Source organism: Paeniglutamicibacter sp. Y32M11 (assembly GCF_019285735.1).
GTDB lineage: Bacteria > Actinomycetota > Actinomycetes > Actinomycetales > Micrococcaceae > Paeniglutamicibacter.
In genome coordinates this window covers 284,986-304,379 of sequence record NZ_CP079107.1, presented here as the reverse complement: position 1 = coordinate 304,379, position 19,394 = coordinate 284,986, and the positions used below count along the sequence as shown (strand labels likewise).

Genomic DNA, 19,394 nt, shown 5'->3' with positions numbered 1-19,394 from the left:
CCGAACACGGTCGGCCCCACCGGGCCACTCCGCCTTGGCCCACCTGCCGCCAGGCACACATCCCACCCATAAACATTTGATCCAAGAAGGAGTCACAGCCATGAACGATCCAATCACCCTGAACGGTATTACTTTGGTCGCTGCCCCAGTCCGCCGGCAGGAAGAAATCCTCACCCCACAAGCGCTGGACTTCCTGGCTCAGCTCCACAAGGCATTCGACGGACGCCGCGCTGAACTCATGCAGACCCGTCAGCTGAACCGCGCTCGTATCGCCAACGGCTCGGACCCGAAGTTCCGTCCCGAGACTGCGTTCATCCGCGACGATGCAAGCTGGCAGGTTGCCCCCATCGCACCCGGTCTGGAGGATCGCCGCGTGGAAATCACCGGCCCCACGGACCGCAAGATGGCCATCAACGCCTTGAATTCCGGAGCCAAGGTCTGGCTGGCGGACCTCGAGGATTCCTCGACCCCCACCTGGTCGAATGTCATCAACGGGCAGCTGAATCTGCGTGCAGTTCTGGATCGCACCATCGATTTCACGTCCCCCGAGGGCAAGGAATACAAGCTCACCGGCCAGAAGCTCACCGATCTGCCCACCATCGTGGTCCGCCCGCGTGGCTGGCACCTGCCGGAGAAGAACCTGTTGGTAGCCGGCAAGCCGATTTCCGGCGCATTGGTCGATTTCGGTCTGCACTTCTTCCACAACGCTCAGCGTCTGATTTCCCAGGGCCGCGGACCGTACTTCTACCTGCCGAAGATCGAGAACCACCTGGAGGCTCGCCTCTGGAATGATGTCTTCGTTTTGGCTCAGGATTTGGTGGGCATTCCGCAGGGCACGATCCGCGCCACGGTACTCATCGAAACCATCACCGCCGCCTTCGAAATGGAAGAGATCCTCTACGAGCTGCGCGAGCACGCTTCGGGGCTGAACGCCGGCCGCTGGGACTACATCTTCTCCATCATCAAGAACTTCCGTTCCCGTGGCCCGCGCTTTGTTCTCCCGGATCGTTCCCTGGTGACCATGACGGCCCCGTTCATGCGCTCCTACACCGAGCAATTGGTCAGGGCCTGCCACCGCCGCGGTGCCATGGCCATCGGCGGCATGGCTGCCTTCATCCCCAACCGCAAGGATGAAGCAGTCAACACCGTGGCTCTGGAGAAGGTGCGTGCCGATAAGACCCGCGAGGCCAACGACGGCTTCGACGGTTCTTGGGTGGCCCACCCCGACCTGGTTCCGGTTGCTCGAGAGGTCTTCGACGCTGTTCTGGGGCAAAACCCCAACCAGCGCGAACGGACCCGTGAAGACGTCACCCCGGATGACAAGGAGCTGTTGAACATCGCCGGGACCGAAGGCAAGATCACCGAGGCAGGCATCCGTAACAACATCGAGGTGGGCATCCGCTACATGGAAGCCTGGTTGCGAGGCAACGGCGCAGTAGCCATCCACAACCTCATGGAGGATGCTGCAACCGCGGAGATCTCACGCTCACAGATCTGGCAGTGGATCCAGCAGGCAGCCATCACCGACACCGGCGAATTGATTTCTCGATCGTGGGTTGAGGACATGACCGAGGAAGAGTTCGAGAAGCTCTCACGCTTTGAGGGAGATCGCTTCGAAGACGCACGCGAAATTTTTGAAGCATGTGCCTTGCGGGAGGACTTCCCAACCTTCCTCACCGTTCAGGCCTACAACCGCTACCTCCGCGAGGCCAAGTCACTGGAAGCCGCAACACGCTAGAAAATCTGTGGAGGCGGGGTCAAGGGACCAGCGCAATGACGCGATCCCCCCTTGGATTCCGTCACCAAGATACAACTTCATAACCTCCTTTCGTCCCCACCCGGCCACGCAATACCGGGTGGGGACGATTCTTTGGCGGCGGGGATCGAAGGGTCCAGAACGAGACGAAAAACTCTCCACCCTGTCGCCAAGAGCACCACCAGGAATTCGAATTTGCCCTCCAATGGCCCACTTACAGGTCAATAATGAAGAGTTGGCCCTCCGCGCGGCCATCCGTCGTTATCACTTCTTGAAGGAGCCCGGTGAGCCAGCCTGCCATTCCGCCAACGAAACTCTTCACCCGAGATTTCTTACTTGCGGGACTCGCCAACCTCTTCATTTCCATGGTCTTCTACCTGTTGATGACCTCCATGGCCCTGTATGCCGTGGACAGGTTCCACGCCTCGGATACCGCCGCGGGACTTGCCTCCAGCGCGTTTGTCATTGGGTCCGTCATTTCCCGGCTATTCGCCGGCAAATTGTTGCAGATCATGGGTCGCAAACGACTGGCGATCTTCGCTCTTGGCCTCTTCGCCGTCGTATCGGTCTTCTACGGCTTCAGCGGAACGCTCCCCCTATTGCTAGTGGTCCGCATCGCCCACGGCATGGCGTTTGGCATGGCCAACACCGCCATCGCCACGGCCGTGCAGTCACTGATTCCCGCGTCGCGACGAAGTGAAGGTACCGGCTACTTCGGTCTCTCAACCACTTTGTCTACCGCCGTAGGACCATTCTTGGCGGTATTGCTCGCTGGCAGTGGCAACTACACCTCGGTCTTCGTCTTTTGCACCATCTTCTCGACGGCAGCATTGGTCTTCACGTTGCTGGTCCGCATGCCCGAACCACCGCGCACGGCACAGTTGAGCGCCTCCGCAACGCGCCAGGGCAGCTTCTTGCGTTCCATCGTCAGCCCCTCGGCACTGCCCATCTCCCTGGTCATTCTGGTGTGCGGCATCGCCTACTCCGGCGTGGTGTCCTTCCTCGCTCCGTATCTCCTTTCCAAGTCGATGACCGCGGCAGCCAGCTGGTTCTTCATTGTTTACGCGGCCACCGTGTTGGTCTCTCGGCTCTTTGCCGGACGCATTCAGGACCTCAAGGGAGATAACGCCATCATGTACCCCTTGCTGGTGGTGTTCGTCATTGGCATGGCAGCCCTTGCGTTTGAACCCAGCAACCTCACCGTCGCTCTTGCCGCGGCCTTCGCGGGTCTCGGCTTTGGCGCATTAATGCCTTGCGCCCAGGCCATTGCCGTATCGGCGGCTCCACCTGCCGAGCTGGGCGTGGCCACCTCAACGTTCTTCCTGATGCTCGATGTCGGCATCGGGTTCGGCCCCATTGCCCTGGGCCTGCTCATCCCCCATCTGGGTTACACCGGCATGTTCGGCATGCTAACCCTCTTGGTAATCTTCGGCATCGGGGTCTACTTCATGGTGCATGGACGTCACCAGAGCGGGGCTCGCCGCCAGGCGCTCTAACTCGCGCGGAAGATACGTTCGGGGCTGTCTCGCACGAAGGCAACGACCGTCCACACCAGCAATGCTGCGACGGCAATCCAAAGGCCCATCAGCCCCAGTCGCAGGTACACCAATGCTCCGACGAAGGATCCGATCGTGATCATGATCCAGAGCGCTCCGTAGGGTAGCCAGGCCCACTTCGGACCGCCCACCAGCGCAGCGGCGAGGTGCTGTCCCATCTTCACCAGTGCCCCGGTCATGTAGGTCAGCCCGACGCTGACCTCGCCGCGTCTGGTGTAGGTGGCATTGATTGCTCCCATCGAGGTGGACAACAGCAGTGCCGTGAAGAAACTCGCAGGTCCAAGCGCCGTCAGTGCCGCGGCGAGCAAGAAGAAACTAGACACCGATAACACTGCCCCTCGCCGATGTACCGAGGGAACATTGCTGGCCAGCGTCGCTGCGGCCACCCCGAAGACAAAGCAGATCACCAGGGCGATGGCCATGGCCCACGCGCTAAAGTTTCCGCGGGCCAGTTCCGCGCTGGAGCGCGTTGAATTGCCGCTCATGAACGAGACGAAGTACCCGCCGAAGTGGATGAATGCCACGCCATCAATAAAACCTGCAATGGCGGTTAATCCACCGGCATAGGCCATTGCCTTCCTGCCCAAAGACCGTGCCACATTCACTCGCTTCCATCCGTGCCCTGACACGACGTTGTGCACCCAGCCGGGCACCTGCTGCTGGTGAAAATCCCGTTGCCGCTTGGCAACAGCCGGATCTTCTTCACAGTCTAGGCCTCGCACCAGCGGTCAGGCGGGTGATCCCTGCCACCGGATCATGGCGGAGCAGAGCCCTCGACTTACCATTAGATAAGCCCCTCCAACTTAAGGTTTATTTTCGTGCCCCAATTTGCCCAGGCGCTTTCCCGCGGACTTAATGTCCGCCACGTCCGGTTCATGGCCCTCGGTTCGGCCATCGGCACCGGTCTGTTTTACGGTTCCGCATCCGCTATCCAGGCAGCGGGCCCCGCGGTCCTGCTGGCCTACATGGTCGGTGGAGCCGCAGTCTTCATGGTCATGCGCGCATTGGGTGAGATGGCGGTGCGACACCCGGTTTCCGGCTCGTTCGGCCAGTACGCGTCCAAATATCTGGGCCCGTTTGCCGGCTTTATCACCGGCTGGACCTTTGCCTTCGAAATGGCGATCGTGGCCATTGCCGATGTGACAGCCTTCGGCATTTACATGGGGTTCTGGTTCCCCGATGTGCCACGCTGGATCTGGATCCTGGCCGTGGTCTTCTTCATTGCCGCATTGAACCTGATGAAGGTCAAGGTGTTCGGCGAGACCGAATTCTGGCTGTCGCTGATCAAGGTCTCTGCCATCATCGCCATGATTCTCGGCGGCGTGCTGATCGTACTCTTCGGCTTCGGTCTGCCCGCCGAGGCGAACCCCGGAATCGGCACCCTATTGGCTGCCGGAGGATTCTTCCCCAACGGATTCTGGGGCCTGCTGGCGTCCTTCTCCATCGTAATGTTTGCCTTCGGTGGCATCGAAACCATCGGCATCACGGCCGGTGAAGCGCAGAATCCCAAGGATGTTGTGCCCAAGGCCATCAACACCGTGCCCATTCGAATTCTGCTCTTTTACGTGTGCACCCTGGGCATCTTGATGATGATTTACCCCTGGAACCAGGTCGGCACCGACGGTAGCCCGTTTGTGCAGATCTTCGACTCCTTGGGTATTCCCGCCGCTGCGCACATTCTGAACGCCGTGGTCATCACCGCAGCAATCTCCGCAATCAACTCCGATATCTTCGGTGCCGGGCGCATGATGTTTGGCCTCGCTCAGCAGGGTCACGCGCCGGCCTCCTTCTCCAAGATCTCCCGTCATGGGGTCCCTTGGATGACGGTACTGACCATGGGCATCGTGCTGCTGGCCGGCGTGGTGCTCAACGCGGTACTACCCGAATCGCTGTTCCTGATCATCGCCTCGATCGCCACCTTCGCCACCGTCTGGGTGTGGGTCATGATCCTGCTTTCACACATCTCCATGAAGCGGACCATTAAGCGCGAGGGCCTGCTGGCCTCCGAGTTCCCCTCCCCCTGGTGGCCTGCCGCATCCTACGTGGCACTCGCCTTCATGGGCTTTGTGATTGTGCTGCTGGGCATCATCCCCGATACGCGCATTGCATTGGTCGTGGGCGCTGTATGGATCGCGTTCTTGTTCGTTGCCTACAAGGTGTGGGTGCGCGGCAAGGGCCACGAACGTGCCGAGCTTGTCGACGAGACCGGACGCGATTCGGTTTCCGTCGAGGCACGATAACCGGTCCGCCAAAACGCATCTCTTTTTTCAAGTGTTAGCCGAGCAGCTCATGGAGCTGCTCGGCTAACGCTTTTTATGCGGCAGTTTTCATGATCGCGGAAGACCTGCGGCGGATTCGGTCGACGAGCCAAACCGCCTATGTATGGACCAGGCGAGGAAGCCGTAGTCGTTTTGCCGCTCAGCCCGACAAAACAGCGGGAATACGCACCATGCGCCAGCTGTTGCCACAGGCATGACTGAAACTCGTTTGAGCGTTGACATTTATTCCGACATTGCCTGCCCATGGTGCTTCATTGGTAAGCGTCGCTTCGAAAAGGCCGTTGCCGAGCTTCCCTTTGGCCAGCAGGTCGACGTGAATTGGCATGCGTTCCAACTGGACCCATCATTGCCCGAGCACTTTGAGGGCAGCGAACTTCAGTATCTTTCGCAGATCAAGGGCATGGGAACCGAGCAGGTCGCCGGCATGCTGGAGCACGTCACCACGCAGGCCGCGGGCGAAGGATTGAAGTATGACTTCGAGTCCCTCCATGTCGCCAATTCCTTTACAGCCTTGCGATTGCTGGCTCTGGCTAAGGAACGGGGTCTAGGCAACCAGATGAAGGAAGCGCTGCTCTCTGCACACTTCGAACAGGGTGTAAACACCGGAGACGCAGAAGCGCTGCAGGGCATCGCCGACACGGTCGGACTTGACCCGGCAGAATCAGCCGAAGTTCTCGGCAGCGACAAGTATGCCGATGCCGTACGTGCCGATGGGGTTCGCGCCCGCGAGCTGGGCGTAACCGGGGTGCCGTTCTTCGTCTTGGAAAACAAGTATGGGATTTCCGGCGCCCAGCCCACCGAGGTTTTTGCGCAGGCCCTCGGCCAGGTCTGGAAGGAAATCGGCGGTGAGGAACTGCAAATGCTTGGCACACCGTCCGCAGATGGTGCCACCTGCGGCCCGGAGGGTTGCAACTAAGCGCTGATAGCCATCATCAAGTTGTGGCGGCTCCGGCACGCGCCGGAGCCGCCATAGCTTATTTCTTGGGGGTACAGCCAAGCTTTCCTGGCTTCTTGTTGACCTTCTTTTCCTCGACAAGGTCCCCGTATTTGGTCCCGATAACCACATCCACCGCGCTGCCCTTGCGCTTGGCGTCATACACGTACGTCAGATCCTTGATATTGCGTTGCACCGTCATGGCCTGCGCGTAGCCGTCTGGTCCGGAGGTTATCGCACCCACCACATCGGCCTTGGAGAGTCGGGCATTACCCACATTCCCAACCTTGAAGCCGCGTTTCTTGAGCTTCGTTGCTGTGGCACCAGCAAGGCCAGCAACTTGCGTGCCGTTCATGACGTTCACCGTCATTTTCTTCGGATCGGCATAGTTAAATTTCTGCGTTGGGCAGGCTTCACTAACCTTTACGGGAGCCTGCACCACCGGCTGTGGCTCGAGTGCATCGATCACCACCGTGCGAGTCTTCACGAGATAGGCCATGACCAAAGCGGCCATCAGAATCAGCAGCGTCAGCGTCAAAATGACCCGCCGCCGGATAATTCTCCGTCGACGATGTTTGGCATCAATGGTGAATTCAGGGCTAGCCAATTCGTCTTCGGTAATGATGTGGTGGCCATGCCACTCCTTCGGGTCCGGATTGTGCCCCATGTTCCCCTCAGTCCTCCAAAATCAGCACTCGGGCATGCAAGATCGAACGTTGGTGTAGTGCCGTGCGAACAGCTCGGTGCAGACCGTCCTCGAGATAACGGGTACCCTGCCACTGCACGACGTGCGGGAACAGGTCACCGAAGAACGTGGAGTCCTCGGCCAGCAGCGCTGAGAGGTCCAAAATACTCTTGGTCGTCACCAGCTCATCAAGGCGAACCTGCATGGGGGCCACGGAGGCCCAGTCCTTGGGGGTTTCGTAGCCGTGTTCCGGGTACGGGCGCGAATCGCCGACGGATTTGAAGATCACTCACCCAGCTTAGGAAACTTCGGTGCGATTTTGGACCGATTAGCCGTTTTTTGTGCGAGTCGTTGTGTGAATAGGTGAATCGGGGACCCAAGTCAAGGGTCACGACGCATGGATTCACAATACGGAACGTGGGGTAACTTCTGCTGTCACAAACATGTCATCCGGGTGCATCCTAGAGTCATGAGTACAGTCCTCACCACCGTTCCGGTCCTAGATATGTCTACAGCACGTCGTGCCGATGGCACGTTTGATGAACACTTCGTTACGGCGTTGCGTGATGCCGCCCACCGAGTGGGCTTCTTCCAGATCACCGGCTTTGGTGCCGGCCCGGACACGACGAAGAACCTGCTTAAGACCTTGGCTGATTTCTTCGCCTTGCCAGTTGAACAGAAGCTTGAGCTCGATAACCGAACCTCGGCCCAGTTCCGCGGATACACTCGGCTCGGTGCCGAGATCACCCGTGGCCGCGCCGATTCAAGAGAACAAATCGATTATGGACCCGAGCGTGAGGTCCTCACCGATGTCCCGGCCGATGCGCCCTACCTGAACTTACAGGGACCGAACCAGTGGCCGACGAATTTCCCCCGCCTGGAAACCGCCGCCATGGATTGGTCTCAGTTGATGAACACCGTCGGCGCCGAGCTGCTTTCTGCGCTGGCAGTGGGACTCGGTCTCCCGGAAGAATACTTCGACGAACCCTTCGCCCAGAGCCCGGCTTGGATGGGCAAGCTGGTGCATTACGTCGGCGGCGGCCTCGTCCCCGAGGCAGGAAACCAGGGTGTGGGTGCCCACGCAGATTATGGATTCATCACCCTGCTATTGCAGGACGCCGTCGGCGGGCTGCAGGTCAAGCCCTACGGCCAAGACGAATGGATTTCCGTAGAGCCAATCGAGGGCGCCTTGGTAGTCAACATCGGCGAAATGCTTGAGGTTGCAACCAACGGATACCTGATGGCCACCATCCACCGCGTGATTGCCCCACCCGCGGGAGTGGATCGCTACTCGGTGCCGTTCTTCTTCTCCCCACGTTTGGACTCCGTCATCAACCCGGTGCCACTGCCTGCCGAGTTGGCAGCCGATGCTCGTGGCGTCTCGGACGATCCGCAGAACCCCATGTTGGCCTCCTACGGTGCCAACGTCCTCAAGGGCTGGCTCCGTGCCCACCCGCAGACGGCCAAGGCGCACTACCCGCAGCTCGTGAAGTAAACCGATCCGCTAAGTAAATGGTGGTGGGACTCCCACCACCATTTACTTGAATGCGCCACTGCCATGCTTGCGGAGAGACACTCCCTAGACTAGATTCCATGAGCGCATCATCGCAGGAGCAGCCAAAGGACCAGTGCCTATCACTCCGAATACCTCGGCTCGTAACCGGTGGTGTACCTTTTTCTGCGTTGCCACTGAGCCGCAAAGTCGGTTTGTCGCAGATGCCGATGCTGATAGCGGTGCTTATGTGCTGTCTTTTGGCTGTCATCGTCGCCCCAGTACAGCTTTTCGGGGAGCCGCTTTTTGTCTCCGGGGTCCTAGTGACGTTGGTCAACAGCGCATTGGCGTGGACGATTCCATGGGAGTCTTTGCCTTCGCCGAAGCTATATCTGCTGGTTCCGAGCATAGGGCTTCTATCCGCTACCTTGTGTGCTATCGGTGCGTACAAGTGGCTCAGCGGGGTCAGCCTCCTTATTGCCTTTCCCGTCTTCTGGTTCGCGTGGTCCGGGCTCGTCCCGCGGCTGACGTTGTGTCTGTCCTTCATTGTTCCGCTGGCGGCGACGTGGTTGCAGCTTTGGCACAACGACCAGTTAATGGAACCGGGGATGTTCGCCAAACCTCTGCTGATTCCGCTGTCCATACTGGCGCTAGCCACGAGCACAGTCATTGTCGAGCAAAACACCGCCCTTGCGGAGAGTCAGCTGCGCACCACGCTGGACTCGAGTCGACACCAAGAACACCTGCTTAATGCGGTTCTTAACGCGGCCAACATCGGTGTAGTGGTAGTGGATCGCAATGGCAACGATGTGTTCATGAACGACATCCAACGGTTCCAGCATCGGCACGCCACACCGTCGGAGAATCAAGACCCCAACGAGTCTCAGTTATTGATCCGGGCCGTCTCCTTGGCGTACGAAACGCTTCCAAGACTGTTGGATTCCGAGGAACGACCGGTGAAGCGCGCCATCGGACAGGAAGAATTCACCGACGAACTCTTCGCCATGGGACCGCTTAGCGATCCGATGTATCTGTCCATCTCAGCCCGCTCCTTCTTCGACGAGGATGGAGAATATGACGGTGCAGTGGTGATGTTCAAGAACATCACACCGCTGATTGAAGCCTCTCGAACTAAGAGCCGATTCTTGGCCAACGTGGGCCATGAATTACGTACTCCGTTGACTTCCATTCTGGGATATCTGGAGCTTCTGGAAGAGGACCCCGAGCTCGCTGTATCCCAGCGTCAATCAGTGGACGTGCTCTCGCGTAATGCAGAACGCATGTTGCGCATGGTCAACGACCTGCTCACCGCGGCGGCCGTCCATCAACAAGTCAGTATCACCGCAATCGACCTTGGTGCAGTGATCCACAGCCAGGTTCAATCAATGTCGCCCCGCGCAGCCAGTGCCGGCATAAAACTGATCGAGGGATCTCTCTGCCACGAACCCGTGCTGGGCGATGCCCTGAGGTTGGGCCAGGTTGTGGACAATCTAGTATCTAACGCGCTCAAGTACACGGACGCAGGAGGTTCTGTCATGGTTGAAATGAATTGCAGCAACAAGGAAATTTCGTTGACCGTCTCGGACACCGGACACGGCATGTCGGCAGAGGACTTGAAGGGACTTTTTACCCGCTTCTTCAGAACCGATGCCGCTCGTCGCTCCGGGCTGCCCGGGGTCGGGCTTGGCTTGGCAATCAGCCATGAGTTGGTGGAGGCACACGGAGGAAAAATCACTGCCGAAAGTGAGCTTGGCACCGGGACGCGAATGACCGTCACGCTGCCACGTAAGTCCTCGAATGATCATCAGCATTCTCCCGCGGAGAACGTTGAGTCCCCCCAAGCATCGCCGGGATTGCGGTAGCTTCTCGCCAGAATTTATGGAGCGGGGGTCCTAGTTACGTTTAGGACCCCCGCATGTTGGTTCACAATTGGTCGCTCACGCCCCCAAGTAGCGAGCGACGAACCAACGATTGGCCGCAAAGGACTCGTCACACCCCGCGCCCATTGCAACTTGGCCAAATCCATACAATTACGAACGCCGACCACTCAGTACTATTCCCCATGACCGTCAATATTTCGTCCTGGAACAGGCAATAATCACGCACAAATACCTCAAGATTTCATGGATATACCTTGAGGTAGATTTGCAGTCATCTGGAGCTGTTCGTGAGCTTCATGAGCAATGATAAGTTGCATGACAACCCATCCGGCGTGCCCAAAAGACACGCTGAGCACCAAAACTTTAGGCAAACTGGGTTCGGAGCTCGGCACGGAATCGGTAAATACGTTCATCACCAATTTCGAGTCGATGTGGCCAACACGCATTTCGAGACTCATCAGTGCACTCGCCACTGGAGATGCCCACGCGGGAGAGGACGCCGCACTTTCGCTAGGAACCGCAGCCACCATGGCCGGAGCCAAGGAGCTGGCCCGCCTAGCGCTACTTCTTCATTCCGCGTTCAGACATGAAAATGCGAGTATGCAATGTGAACTCATAGAACAAATCAAACAAGCTGGAATCGGTGTCCTTCAGATACTGACCAAACCGGGCTTTGCCGAGCATGCCTTAAAGTCCTATCTCCAGGATTCTAGCGACTAGCCACCGATCGATAGCCCACTCCGCGCACCGTTTCTATCCAGCGTGGTTCTACGACCGAGTCGCCAAGTTTACGGCGCAGATTTCCCACATGGACTTCCACGGATCGTTCATCGGCTGTCGACACATATGTGCCCGCATCTCGGTCTTCGTCTCGCAAACGTCGAACTAGATCGGCTTTCGTTCGGATTCGTCCTCTGGCGCTGAGCAGCGCATCCAGCAGAACAAATTCTGTGGGAGTGACACTCCTAATTTCACCCTCAACATGGACCGAAAAGGTTTCTACGTTCAGCACCAAGCCGTTGAGAGTGCGTGCCGGTGTGTCGGACGAAGCGTCAGTAGTCTCCTCAGCCGCGGTGGCAGACATCGGAACCTCGAGGTTCAGCGGGCTCGGAAAATGGGCGCGTCGGCGCATGATCGCATCGACTCGTGCACGAAGTTCGCGAGGGCGAAACGGTTTAGTGACATACTCATCGGCTCCCGATTCAAGACCTAACACGGTATCGATTTCATCTGTGCGGGCCGTCAGCATCAGAATGTGCGCATCGGAAATTGTCCGAATACGGCGAGCGGTTTCAAAACCGTCGATATCGGGCAACCCAATATCCAGCGTCACCAAATCGGGTTCATGAGACTTAACCAGCTCGATGCCCGTGACTCCGGAATCCGTAGAGTGAACATTAAATCCTGATTGACTTAGAACGATGTCAAGTAATCCACGAATATCCGCGTCGTCTTCTATGACTACTGCGATTCGACTCTCATTCACTGCGCTCACCTTTCCGCTGATTCCGGTCGACGAATCAGAGGATTCGCAATGCCCACATCGTTAGTCTAACGATTATGGCCTCAAGATCGGGCATGCGAGTCACTTCTTAAAACGAAATCGGCCTTGACGAGATTTCTCAAGTCAAGACCGATACCGTATCCGCGGAGGATAGGGGATTTGAACCCCTGAGGGCGTTAACCCAACACGCGTTCCAGGCGTGCGCCATAGGCCGCTAGGCGAATCCTCCAGCTTGCTCCAAAGAGCAGGTTCTAGCATAGCGGACATTTTTGGTGACAACTAATCGGCATCCAAACACCCCGCCCGAATCACCTTGCGGCCAAAGCGCCACCTTCCCCCACACCACTCCAGACAAGAGTTCTCCGGTCCACAGTTAGCACCGGAAATGAACCACGACCAGTTGCCCCGCGCTGTACTGAAACATGGGAAAGTTCGCCGAACATCAAAGCATTTCAGGGCCCGAGGACCGCAGTGCCCCACCACCCGGAGCTCGATACTACGCTGGACTGGATGGTGCATGGACAGCCTGCATCGAGGGACAACTGGAACGAAATCCCTTGATGCTGGCCGTTGCGAAGCTCACATCGATGCAATGCCCCCAAAACCCGGGCCAAGGTCTCATTCAGCTGCGAGAGCTTGGCCGGATCAGAGCGATGCTCGACGGATTGGAATCAACGTTGCTGGCCGACACCAGCGAGATGGTGCAACGCGGCATGCCCACGCCCCTGTCGGAAGAGAACCCCACACTTTTTGATTACAAGCGGGAGATCGAGGAGCACGGGTATCCCGTCTCGGGCGCAGATCAGGACCTCAACCGATCGTCCTTTGTCGCGGAGGCCGCGATGGCAACCCGGACCTCCGAGCGGTCCACCTTCAACCGCTTGGCCGTTGCCGAGGGCCTGCGTTACGTTCACGAGCGCTCGCTCTTCGCCCTGTACACAGGGAAAATTACCGGCCGCACGGCGGCCACGTTGGTGAAACAGACCCGCGGCATCCCCCGAGCAACCGCCCAACAGATCGAGGCAAGTCTGCTGCCCACCGCAACCACGGCTTCGGACGCAGCGATGGCGCTGCGCATCAAGCGGGCACGCGAACGTTTGCATCCTCAGCCCGCGGCCGATCGTCGATCCCGAGCAGAAATGGGACGGTCCCTGTTGTGGTGGCCTGAAGAAGACGGAATGGCAGTATTGCAGGCCTACCTGCCGGCAGAGGACGTGCTGACGATCTTCAACACCGTCTCGACCCATGCCAATTTGCTGCTTTCCAGCGAACAGGAACGCCCTCTGGGCCAGCTCCGTGCCGACGTGTTTCGAGATTCTCTCATCGATGGCTGGCCAGGTCAGCCGAAGAGGAAACCTGCTTTGTTTGTGGGACTGACCATTCCGGCGTTGGAACTCCTCACCAACCCCGAACGGGGTATCGCCAATTTAGAGGGCTACGGGCCGATCCCCCTCGGTGTTGCCATGCGGCTCGCCGTGAAGGCGCCCTCACTCAAGCCGATACTGACTGACCCATGGACCGGCTCAATCTTGGATCTGGGCCGCAAGCGCTACAAACCGTCAAAAGCCTTGCGTGATTTTTTGCGTGTCAGGGACGAGCACTGCCGCTTTCCGGGTTGCCGACGTCCCCCCGCTCTCTCCGAATTTGACCATATTGAGGAGTGGAGTCGGGGCGGGGCAACCTCGGTTCACAATGCGCAGCTCTTGTGCAAAAGGCATCAGATTTACAAGCACGTGTTGGGCTGGCAGGTCATTCATCTTGGCAACGGTTCGCTGCAGTGGCGCACGCCCCATGGCGTGACTCAGCTGGAACTACCCGACGGCTTGCTCTGTCCGCGTCCATTGAACCCAGATCCGCCGCCGATCCAGTTAATGCTCCCCGGAGTCAGCATCGATGCCCCCACGCGGCGCCTCCTCGGTTGGGATGAAACAGAGAATATTCCGGGATTTCCGGAGCCTCCAGTCGACCCCGAAGAGGTGCCGTGAGTGGCTCCAAGAAAGTGGATTTCGGGGCAAGGGCCTACCTCGGGTAGACTACTTGTCGGCCCCTCATGTGGTGTCATCCTGTTGAACTCCCCCAGGACCGGAAGGTAGCAAGGGTAGATGGGCTCTGGCAGGTGCATGAGGGGCCTTTACTATCTGCCCGGGGAATTGATGACCGATTTCTTCGCGGAGCCGAAGGGCGAAAAGGAGTAGTTCATGGGTGCCGGACGGTTTGCCCCGAGCCCGTCAGGGGAACTGCATCTTGGTAACCTCCGAACGGCGATCTTGGCCTGGCTTTTCGCCCGTTCAACCCACCGCACGTTCCTGATGCGGGTCGAGGATCTTGACCGGGCCCGCGCCGGCGCCGAATCCCTCCAGCTGGCCGACCTCGCGGCCATTGGACTTGTCTGGGACGGCGAAATCGTCAGGCAATCCGAACGTTCCGAGCTTTACGCCCAGGCCATCTCGGACCTGCGCATTCGCGGCCTGCTCTATGAATGTTTCTGCACCCGTCGGGACATCGCCGAAGCCTCCAGCGCTCCGCATGGCGCCCCCGGCACCTACCCCGGGACTTGCCGAAACCTCACCGAGGCGGGTCGAGCCGCCAAGCGCGAGTTGCGCCCGGCCGCCCTTCGACTGCGTACCGAGGTGGACAGCTTCACGATCTACGACGAGTTGCACGGTTCGTATACGGGCGTCGTTGATGACTTTGTGGTGCTGCGCAATGATGGGGTCCCCGCCTACAACTTGGCAGTGGTCGTTGATGACGGGGCACAAAACATCGATCAGGTTGTCCGTGGCGATGACCTACTCTCTTCAGCCCCACGGCAGTCGTATTTGGCGCAGCTAATGGACTACCAGCCGCCAACGTATGCCCATGTCCCGCTGGCGCTGAACGCCGACGGAAGGCGTCTGGCCAAACGTGATGGTGCTGTCACGCTTGCCCAGCTGGCGGCATCTGGCATCAACGTTGAGGCAGCCCGGGCCATGATTCTGACCTCACTGGGATTGCCCACGGGCTCGCTTCAGGAGGCGCTGACGGCCTTTGATCCCGCATTATTGCCCACCGACCCGTGGGTATTCTCAACCGATCCGAATGCCCTTGGCACCGGAAAACCGATAGGGTGGCCATCGTGAGTACAGCTCTTTACCGTCGCTACCGTCCAGACAATTTCGCGGACGTGATCGGGCAGGAACATGTCACCACGCCGCTGATGACGGCCCTGGAAAAAAACCGGGTCAATCATGCCTATCTCTTCTCGGGTCCGCGCGGTTGTGGCAAGACCACTTCTGCCCGCATCCTTGCCCGCTGCCTGAATTGTGCCCAGGGTCCAACACCGACGCCGTGCGGCACCTGCCCCAGCTGCATTGAACTAGCCAGTGGCGGCCCGGGGTCCCTCGACGTGATCGAGATTGACGCGGCCTCCCACGGTGGCGTTGATGACGCACGAGACCTACGCGAGCGCGCTACCTTCGCCCCGGTGCGTGATCGCTACAAGATCTTCATCATCGATGAGGCCCATATGGTCACCTCGGCGGGTTTCAACGCGCTGCTGAAGATCGTCGAAGAGCCGCCGGAACACATCAAGTTTATTTTTGCGACGACCGAGCCCGACAAGGTCATCGGGACGATCCGTTCGCGCACCCACCACTACCCGTTCCGACTGGTACCACCCGAACCGCTGATCAACTACCTCGAGTACCTGTGCACCGCCGAGGGCGTCGAGGCGGCACCTGGTGTGCTCTCTCTGGTCATCCGCGCCGGTGGTGGATCCGTCCGCGATTCACTGTCCGTCCTTGACCAGTTGATTGCTGGAGCCGGACCCAACGGCTTGGACTACGAGTTGGCCGTTTCCCTGCTGGGCTACACCCACGCCACACTCCTTGACGATGTGGTCGACGCGCTGGGCGCGGGCGACGCCGCCACCGTCTTTGCCGCGGTTGACCGCGTGGTGCAGACCGGGCACGACCCGCGACGATTCGTCGAGGACCTTCTGGAGCGATTCCGCGACCTGATTATTGTTCGGGCAGTGCCCGAAAACGCGGCGCAGATCATTCGTGGGCTACCCGAAGATCAGCTGCACCGCATGCAGGCCCAGGCCGCGGGACTGGGTCAGGCCGAGCTCAGCCGCTGGGCGGATGTGACCAACGCCGGACTCACCGAAATGAGCGGCGCTACCTCACCACGCTTGCACCTTGAGTTACTCTGCGCTCGTTTGCTATTGCCCGCTTCCGATGCCACCGAACGCGGTTTTAACGCGCGGATGGATCGAGTCGAACGCCGGCTATCCTTTGCCGGCGACGAGATTCCACCGATGTCCTCCAGCGATGGCGCACAGGCCATCGCTGGAGGTTACGAGGGAGAAAACGCCGGGGCTGGTGCCGCGGCGGTGCGTGAAGCCCTGCGCGCTGCCCGCGCTCAGAAGGTCGGCGGTGCAGCAGAAGCTCAGGTTGCCCCGAGCGACGCTTCGGCTCCGCAGACCCCGGAAACCCCGGCACCCGCTGCATCCGAGGTCGTCGACCCCGAACCGGTGGCCAGTGCGGCACCGGTTGAACCAGCATCAACCGTTGAGGATTCGACACCAAATCCCGCCGATTGGGGTGGCACTTGGGGCCCCGTGGACGAGGGACCCAGCAATCCGGTGACGGAGCCGGTTTCGCCGGCACAGGGCACTCCGGTACACCCACCTGCCGATGTTCCGCCGTTTAGCATCCTGCCCGATCGTGGCCCGGAAGATGACGTTGAGGGCGTCCCAGCTGCGCCAGCACCAGCCTCTGAGCCCGCGCCGATCCAGCAGAATCAGGCCATGGCCGACTTTGCCAAGAAGGCTCGAGCAGATCAGGCGGAACGCGAACGCGCAGCCGCCGCACAGGCAGCGAGCGAACGGGCAGCGCAAGAAAAGGCAGCTTCCGAACAGCGTGCCGTTGCCGAACGTGCTGCCGCCGAACGCGCCGCAGCAGAGCAACGTGCCACGGCAGAACGTGCTGCTGCCGAACAGCGTGCAGCGCAACAGCAACAGCAACAGCAACAGCAACAGCAACAGCAACAGCAACAGCAACAGCAACAGCATTCTCCCGTGGCGCAGCAGAACATGCAGCAACAGGGACAGCGACCAGCGGCGGCCCAGCCCCCGGTACAGCGTCAACAAGCTCCTGTTCAGCAGCAGGGCCATATGCCGCCGCAGCAACAGGCACCAACGCAGGCTCGCCCCGCGCAGCCCGGTGGCACCGGCTCGGTGGAAATGTTCCGCCGAGCCTGGCCCGACATCCTCGAGGAACTTAAGACCAACAAGAAGTTCCTCTGGATGATGGTGGCGCCCAATGCCTCGGTGACGGGCTTCGACGGCCGCACCTTAACCGTCAGCTTTGCCCACACGGGGGCCATGACGGCATTCACCGCACGGCAGGAAAACGTCGCAGTTCTGGCGCACAGCATCCAAAAGGTACTGGGCACCAATATTGAACTGGTCATCGCAGCGGGAGGGTCCGCACCCGCGGGTGGTTCTGGCCCAAAAGTTGATCGCCGGCCCGAGCCGGCGGTGACCACTGGTCCAGCGCACAACGCACCACAGCAGTATGCCGCCCCCGCCCCTTCCAGTGAGCCCGCCGGACCCGAACGTGTAGCGGCCGCCGAGCCTGTGCATGCCCCGGTTCAAGCACCCGCTGCATCCGAGGTCCCTGCTGCGCCTGCGCCCGCAGCTCCAGCACCTGTCGCGACGCCCGCTGCGCCGGCGCCTCAACAGGTCGAAACACCGGCTGCTCCTGCACCTGCACCTGCAGCTCCAGCACCGCAACCCGCGCCCACGCAGGTCACCACGGAGTCTGCCTCCGATGATCCGGGCTACGGTGAGGAACCCAGCTGGGATTCGGAGCCATGGGACGACGGCGGCGGAGACTGGGATGCCTCTTCGGTACCGGTGCCCGAATGGGAGTCAGAGGCTGGTTCCTTCGTGCCCGGAAACCCCGCGGCACCGGCCCCAGAGTCTGCCGCAACGCCGGCAAACGATGCTTCATTGCCGGCTGCCCCACCACCCGTCACGCCCAAGGGATATGTGGCTCCGGCCCCATCCTACGGTGCTGCCGACCGTCCGGTGGCGCCTCCTCCGGGTGCCTCCGCGGCCACGTGGGGCATGCCCGTACAGGCACCGGAACAGGTGAGTACCGCTCCGGCGGCGTCCTCGGGCGCCGGATCACCGGCCAATGGTGGCAAGTTATCGCGCTACCAGCGGCTCATGAACCGGGCCAACGGCGTTGTTGATGCCGCTCCGCGGCCGGCGCACATCCCGATCACCACCGACCCGGCCGCTGGCGCCTGGGGAAACCCCGCAGATGCCCCGGATTTCGCCCGTCCGCGGAGAACTCCGGCCCCTACTCCCAGCGCCCCGACACCCGCTGCTCCGGTAGTATCGGAGGATACAGAATTTGTCCCCAGTGACGACGACATCGAGATTGAGGATTCCTCGTTGATCGGTGTCCCGGCCATCGAACGGCTGCTTAATGGCCGGATCATCGAGGAGCGCGATGCGCACGGCACGGTGATCGAGCGCCCCAATCGGCCGCGCTGATCCACCCCCGTCTAGCGTCGGAGTGAGCGTGTAGTGTCTGCTTCACGGTACGTAATTGCAAGGAACAGCAAGATTAGGCAGTGTGAATCCAAGTGTACGAAGGCGCAGTTCAGGAACTGATTGACGAATTGGGCAGGCTCCCGGGCATCGGCCCCAAGTCGGCCCAGCGCATTGCCTTCCACATCTTGGAGGCGGACGCCGAGGACATGAAGCGCCTCTCCGAGGCCATCTCCGTGGTCAAGGAACGCGTGAAGTTCTGCACCATCTGCTTCAACGTCTCGGAGGCCGAGACCTGCACCTTGTGCCGCGACGAACGCCGCAGCGATGAGATCATCTGTGTGGTTGAGGAGTCGAAGGACGTGGTGGCCATCGAGCGTTCCCGCGCCTTTAACGGGCGCTATCACGTGCTCGGCGGGGCCATCAATCCGATTAATGGCATCGGCCCGGAGCAGCTGCACATCCGTGAACTGATCACGCGCTTGGGCGACGAGCGCATCACCGAGATCATTCTGGCCACCGACCCGAACCTCGAGGGCGAGGCCACCGCCACCTATTTGGTGCGCACGCTGCGTCCGCTGGGCATCAAGATCTCCCGCCTGGCCTCCGGCTTGCCGGTGGGCGGGGACCTCGAGTACGCCGACGAGGTCACCCTGGCACGGGCCATCGAGGGCCGCCGCAATACCGCTCCGACGGCCCCCGTCGCTCCTCTGGTGCGCACCCCGCGCACCACCTCGGAACCGATTTCCGCTTCCTAGGCAGCC

15 protein-coding genes, 1 tRNA gene and 1 other RNA gene are annotated in these 19,394 nt (G+C 60.1%); 12 read left to right on the top strand and 5 right to left on the bottom strand.

Annotated features, from left to right (window positions below; translation table 11 throughout):
- The first annotated feature begins 100 nt into the window (after positions 1-100).
- Together aceB and KUF55_RS01410 are read left to right on the top strand one after the other, a co-directional pair.
- Entirely contained in the window at positions 101-1,738 is a 1,638-nt protein-coding gene (gene aceB, locus KUF55_RS01415) for a malate synthase A (protein WP_168151866.1), read from the top strand.
- Between the two features lie 302 nt (positions 1,739-2,040).
- Positions 2,041-3,252, top strand: coding sequence for an MFS transporter (locus tag KUF55_RS01410; RefSeq protein ID WP_218817769.1), 1,212 nt, complete (start codon positions 2,041-2,043; stop codon positions 3,250-3,252).
- Here the strand turns inward: KUF55_RS01410 and KUF55_RS01405 are convergent.
- Positions 3,249-3,899 carry a YoaK family protein gene (locus tag KUF55_RS01405; RefSeq protein WP_255557224.1) on the bottom strand — a complete coding sequence of 217 codons (651 nt, stop codon included), beginning with the start codon at positions 3,897-3,899 and terminating at the stop codon, positions 3,249-3,251. The two genes, KUF55_RS01410 and KUF55_RS01405, sit on opposite strands and share 4 nt — an antisense overlap.
- 288 nt (positions 3,900-4,187) lie before the next feature.
- On the opposite strand from KUF55_RS01405, the gene KUF55_RS01400 reads away from it, so the two are divergent.
- Both KUF55_RS01400 and KUF55_RS01395 read left to right on the top strand, forming a co-directional pair.
- The gene (locus KUF55_RS01400; protein WP_255557419.1) at positions 4,188-5,552 is read left to right on the top strand and encodes an amino acid permease; all 1,365 of its coding nucleotides are present in this window, start codon (positions 4,188-4,190) and stop codon (positions 5,550-5,552) included.
- Between the two features lie 232 nt (positions 5,553-5,784).
- Entirely contained in the window at positions 5,785-6,507 is a 723-nt protein-coding gene (locus KUF55_RS01395) for a DsbA family protein (RefSeq protein ID WP_132364353.1), read from the top strand.
- Between the two features lie 58 nt (positions 6,508-6,565).
- On the opposite strand, the gene KUF55_RS01390 is transcribed toward KUF55_RS01395, so the two are convergent.
- Together KUF55_RS01390 and KUF55_RS01385 are read right to left on the bottom strand one after the other, a co-directional pair.
- Positions 6,566-7,192 carry a LytR C-terminal domain-containing protein gene (locus KUF55_RS01390; protein ID WP_132364350.1) on the bottom strand — a complete coding sequence of 209 codons (627 nt, stop codon included), beginning with the start codon at positions 7,190-7,192 and terminating at the stop codon, positions 6,566-6,568.
- Positions 7,193-7,199: 7 nt separating this feature from the next.
- Positions 7,200-7,499, bottom strand: a complete 300-nt coding sequence (locus KUF55_RS01385; RefSeq protein WP_132364347.1) for a type II toxin-antitoxin system VapB family antitoxin — start codon at positions 7,497-7,499, stop codon at positions 7,200-7,202.
- A 180-nt stretch (positions 7,500-7,679) separates the two neighbouring features.
- Here KUF55_RS01385 and KUF55_RS01380 point away from each other — a divergent pair, with 180 nt between their 5' ends.
- The 3 genes from KUF55_RS01380 to KUF55_RS01370 all read left to right on the top strand — a co-directional run bounded on the left by KUF55_RS01380 (position 7,680) and on the right by KUF55_RS01370 (position 11,302).
- Positions 7,680-8,705: an isopenicillin N synthase family oxygenase gene (locus tag KUF55_RS01380; protein WP_132364345.1), complete on the top strand. Its 1,026-nt coding sequence runs from the start codon at positions 7,680-7,682 to the stop codon at positions 8,703-8,705.
- A 605-nt stretch (positions 8,706-9,310) separates the two neighbouring features.
- Positions 9,311-10,564, top strand: coding sequence for a cell wall metabolism sensor histidine kinase WalK (locus tag KUF55_RS01375; RefSeq protein ID WP_218817767.1), 1,254 nt, complete (start codon positions 9,311-9,313; stop codon positions 10,562-10,564).
- Positions 10,565-10,897: 333 nt separating this feature from the next.
- Positions 10,898-11,302 (top strand): Hpt domain-containing protein, encoded by a 405-nt coding sequence (locus KUF55_RS01370; RefSeq protein ID WP_218817766.1) that lies wholly within the window; start codon positions 10,898-10,900, stop codon positions 11,300-11,302.
- On the opposite strand, the gene KUF55_RS01365 is transcribed toward KUF55_RS01370, so the two are convergent.
- Both KUF55_RS01365 and KUF55_RS01360 read right to left on the bottom strand, forming a co-directional pair.
- Complete coding sequence (locus KUF55_RS01365; RefSeq protein WP_218818667.1) at positions 11,292-12,068, bottom strand: response regulator transcription factor; 777 nt, start codon at positions 12,066-12,068, stop codon at positions 11,292-11,294. The two genes, KUF55_RS01370 and KUF55_RS01365, sit on opposite strands and share 11 nt — an antisense overlap.
- 162 nt (positions 12,069-12,230) lie before the next feature.
- Positions 12,231-12,315: transfer RNA gene (locus tag KUF55_RS01360), tRNA-Ser, on the bottom strand.
- A 448-nt stretch (positions 12,316-12,763) separates the two neighbouring features.
- Here KUF55_RS01360 and KUF55_RS01355 point away from each other — a divergent pair.
- From KUF55_RS01355 to recR, 5 genes are all read left to right on the top strand, one after another.
- Positions 12,764-14,071 (top strand): HNH endonuclease signature motif containing protein, encoded by a 1,308-nt coding sequence (locus KUF55_RS01355; RefSeq protein WP_218817765.1) that lies wholly within the window; start codon positions 12,764-12,766, stop codon positions 14,069-14,071.
- A 54-nt stretch (positions 14,072-14,125) separates the two neighbouring features.
- Positions 14,126-14,222, top strand: an RNA gene (gene ffs, locus KUF55_RS01350) — signal recognition particle sRNA small type.
- Between the two features lie 62 nt (positions 14,223-14,284).
- Positions 14,285-15,205 carry a tRNA glutamyl-Q(34) synthetase GluQRS gene (gene gluQRS / locus KUF55_RS01345; RefSeq protein ID WP_218817764.1) on the top strand — a complete coding sequence of 307 codons (921 nt, stop codon included), beginning with the start codon at positions 14,285-14,287 and terminating at the stop codon, positions 15,203-15,205.
- Positions 15,202-18,633, top strand: a complete 3,432-nt coding sequence (locus tag KUF55_RS01340; protein ID WP_218817763.1) for a DNA polymerase III subunit gamma and tau — start codon at positions 15,202-15,204, stop codon at positions 18,631-18,633. The genes gluQRS and KUF55_RS01340 overlap by 4 nt, the downstream gene beginning before the upstream one ends.
- 92 nt (positions 18,634-18,725) lie before the next feature.
- Positions 18,726-19,388 carry a recombination mediator RecR gene (gene recR / locus KUF55_RS01335; RefSeq protein WP_168151965.1) on the top strand — a complete coding sequence of 221 codons (663 nt, stop codon included), beginning with the start codon at positions 18,726-18,728 and terminating at the stop codon, positions 19,386-19,388.
- Positions 19,389-19,394: the final 6 nt, after the last annotated feature.

Excerpts from the sequence above, each read along its gene's own strand:
- KUF55_RS01375 (WP_218817767.1), top strand. The coding sequence starts at position 9,311 with ATGTTCGCCAAACCTCTGCTGATTCCGCTGTCCATACTGGCGCTAGCC.
- gluQRS (WP_218817764.1), top strand. The coding sequence starts at position 14,285 with ATGGGTGCCGGACGGTTTGCCCCGAGCCCGTCAGGGGAACTGCATCTT.
- KUF55_RS01370 (WP_218817766.1), top strand. The coding sequence starts at position 10,898 with ATGACAACCCATCCGGCGTGCCCAAAAGACACGCTGAGCACCAAAACT.
- KUF55_RS01400 (WP_255557419.1), top strand. The coding sequence starts at position 4,188 with ATGGCCCTCGGTTCGGCCATCGGCACCGGTCTGTTTTACGGTTCCGCA.
- KUF55_RS01390 (WP_132364350.1), bottom strand. The coding sequence starts at position 7,192 with ATGGGGCACAATCCGGACCCGAAGGAGTGGCATGGCCACCACATCATT.
- KUF55_RS01380 (WP_132364345.1), top strand. The coding sequence starts at position 7,680 with ATGAGTACAGTCCTCACCACCGTTCCGGTCCTAGATATGTCTACAGCA.
- KUF55_RS01395 (WP_132364353.1), top strand. The coding sequence starts at position 5,785 with ATGACTGAAACTCGTTTGAGCGTTGACATTTATTCCGACATTGCCTGC.
- aceB (WP_168151866.1), top strand. The coding sequence starts at position 101 with ATGAACGATCCAATCACCCTGAACGGTATTACTTTGGTCGCTGCCCCA.